This is a genomic window from Bradyrhizobium sp. (assembly GCF_030693485.1).
Taxonomy (GTDB): domain Bacteria; phylum Pseudomonadota; class Alphaproteobacteria; order Rhizobiales; family Xanthobacteraceae; genus Bradyrhizobium.
This window is the reverse complement of sequence record NZ_JAUYAN010000105.1, coordinates 1-2,480: the sequence shown is the minus strand read 5'-3', so window position 1 is coordinate 2,480 and position 2,480 is coordinate 1. Positions and strand designations below refer to the sequence as shown.

The 2,480-nt window shown below is 65.7% G+C and carries 2 protein-coding genes; both read right to left on the bottom strand.

Features of this window, described 5'->3' with window-relative positions; all coding sequences use genetic code 11:
- The coding region (locus Q8N40_RS07830; RefSeq protein ID WP_371135637.1) for a chemotaxis protein CheW at window positions 1–362 on the bottom strand (362 nt) is incomplete at its 3' end.
- A gap of 8 nt (window positions 363–370) precedes the next feature.
- Window positions 371–2,480, bottom strand: a 2,110-nt coding sequence (locus tag Q8N40_RS07825; RefSeq protein WP_305711415.1) for a hybrid sensor histidine kinase/response regulator, incomplete at its 5' end; no start/stop codon positions are given.

The window sequence follows — 2,480 nt, the reverse complement described above, 5'->3', positions numbered from 1 at the left end:
CGGGGGTCGAGGTTGACGGGATTTTCCTCGCGGCCGTCGTCGGCGAGCTTGAGCACCTCGCCGATCTGGTCGATCAGCAGGCCATAGGATTCGCCGCGCAGGTCGACGCCGATCGCCATCGGCGGCTTGCCGTCCTCGTTTTTGGGCAGGCCGAGACGGGCGCGCATGTCCACCACGGTGACGATGCGGCCGCGCAGATTGAGCACGCCGGCGATCTCGCCGGACGACAGCGGCACCCGCGTCAGCCGCTCCGGCATGAACACGTCCTGCACCCTCGAGATCGGCAGGCCGAACAGCTGGCCCCCGATCATCGCGGTGACGAATTCGGAGACGGCGCCTTCGGTATTGTCGTTCTTGCTCATGGTCATCCTCATGCCGCCCGGTTGAGTTCGGCGGTCTGTTCCTTCAGCGCCGCGATCAGGCCCGGACGGTCGAACTTGGCGACGTAATCGTGGAAGCCGGCCAGCCGGCCGCGCTCGATCGCCGCCGGCGACACCATCGAGGACAGCGCGATGATCGGCATCGAGCTCAGTTGCGCATCGGCCCGGATGGTCTCGGCGAATTCGAACCCGTTCATGTCGGGCATCTCGATATCGGTCAGCACCACGTCGAAGGTCTGGCCCGAGCGCAGCGCGGAGAGGCCCTCCTCGGCGCTGGGCGCGACCCGCACCTTGTAGCCGGCGGCTTTCAGCACCGGCGCCAGCATGTTGCGGAAGAACGCGCTGTCGTCGACCAGCAGCACCGATTGCGCGGTCACCGACGGGCGCATCTCCTTGCGGGAGAACCAGTCGGCGAACGCCATCGGCAGGAAATGGCCGACGTCGATCACTTCGGTGGCCTGGCCCTTGATCACGGCGGAGCCCAGAATGCCTTCCCGGGAGCCCGCGACCTCGATGTTGAGCCGTTCCTCGACGATGTCGATGATCTCGTCGACCACCAGTCCCATCGAGCGGCCGTCATCGGCGAACACCAGGATCGGCTGGGCACCTGCGGTCTGGACGCTGACGCCTTCCATCTGCACCAGCGGCATCAGCTGGTCGCGGTACTGCACCATGTAGCGGCCGTTGGAGAGTTCGATCTTGTCGACGGCGAGCTCTTCCAGCCGGGTGACGAGGCCGAGCGGCACCGCCTTGGGCTGGGCCGAGCCGGCGCGGAACACCAAAAGCGAGGTCAGCTGCTCGGCGGCATTGGCGCGCGCCGCCGCGTTCTCTTCCGAGATCTCGTGGCTGGCGGAGCCGGCGGCGCCGAGCGCCTTGGCAATGCCGTTGGGATCGATGATCATGATCACGGCGCCATCGCCGAGAATCGTATTGCCGGAGAACATTTCGATGTGACGCAGCTTGGTCGACATCGGCTTGACCACGATTTCCTCGGTGTGGAACACGCCGTCGACCACGATGCCGAAGGTCTGGCTGCCGACCTGCGTCACCACGATAAAGCCGTTCTCGGGATCGGAAGAGGTGCCGTCGTCGATCCTGAGCAGCTTCTTCAGGTGCATCAGCGGCAGCAGCTTGTTGCGCAGCCGCAGCACCGCGGTGTCCTTGATGCGCTCGATGCGGTGCTCGGAATTGGCCCGCGCCCGCACCAGTTCGACCACGGCCAGCTGCGGGATCGCAAAGCGGTCGCCGGCGGCTTCCACGATCAGGGCGGAGACGATGGCCAGCGTCAGCGGGATCTTGATGGTGACGCTGGAACCCTCGCCGGCCACCGACTTGACGTCGATGGTGCCGCCGATCTGGTCGATATTGGTGCGCACCACGTCCATGCCGACGCCGCGGCCGGACACCGAGGTGACGGCGGCCGCGGTGGAGAAGCCCGGCGCGAAGATGAACTTGTGGATCTGGGCTTCCGTCATCTTCTCGAGTTCGGCCTCGCTGACGAGACCGTTCGAGATGGCCTTGGCCTTGATCCGCTCGGTGTTGAGGCCGCGGCCGTTGTCGGCGATGCAGATCAGGATGTGGCCGCCCTCGTGATAGGCGGAGAGCCGGATGGTGCCCTGCTCGGGCTTGCCATTGGCGGCGCGTTCGGCCGGGGTTTCCAGGCCGTGGTCGGCGGAGTTGCGCACCATGTGCGTCAACGGATCCTTGATCAGGTCGAGCACCTGGCGGTCGAGCTCGGTGTCGGCGCCGTGCATCTCCAGTTCGATCTGCTTGTGCAGTTCGCCGGCGAGGTCGCGCACGATCCGTGGCAGCTTCTGCCAGGCATTGCCGATCGGCTGCATCCGCGTCTTCATGACGCCTTCCTGCAGCTCGGCGGTGACGTTGGACAGCCGCTGCAGCGGCACCTTGAACTCGGTATCGTCGTTGCGCCTGGAGATTTCCAGCAGCTGATTGCGGGTCAGCACCAGTTCCGACACCATCGTCATCAGATGTTCCAGCGTGTCCACATTGACGCGGATCGACTGGTTGGCGACCTTGTCGGCCTCGGGCACGTCGATCTCGACGACCGACTTGGCGGCCTTCTTCTCTTTCGCGGGCGCC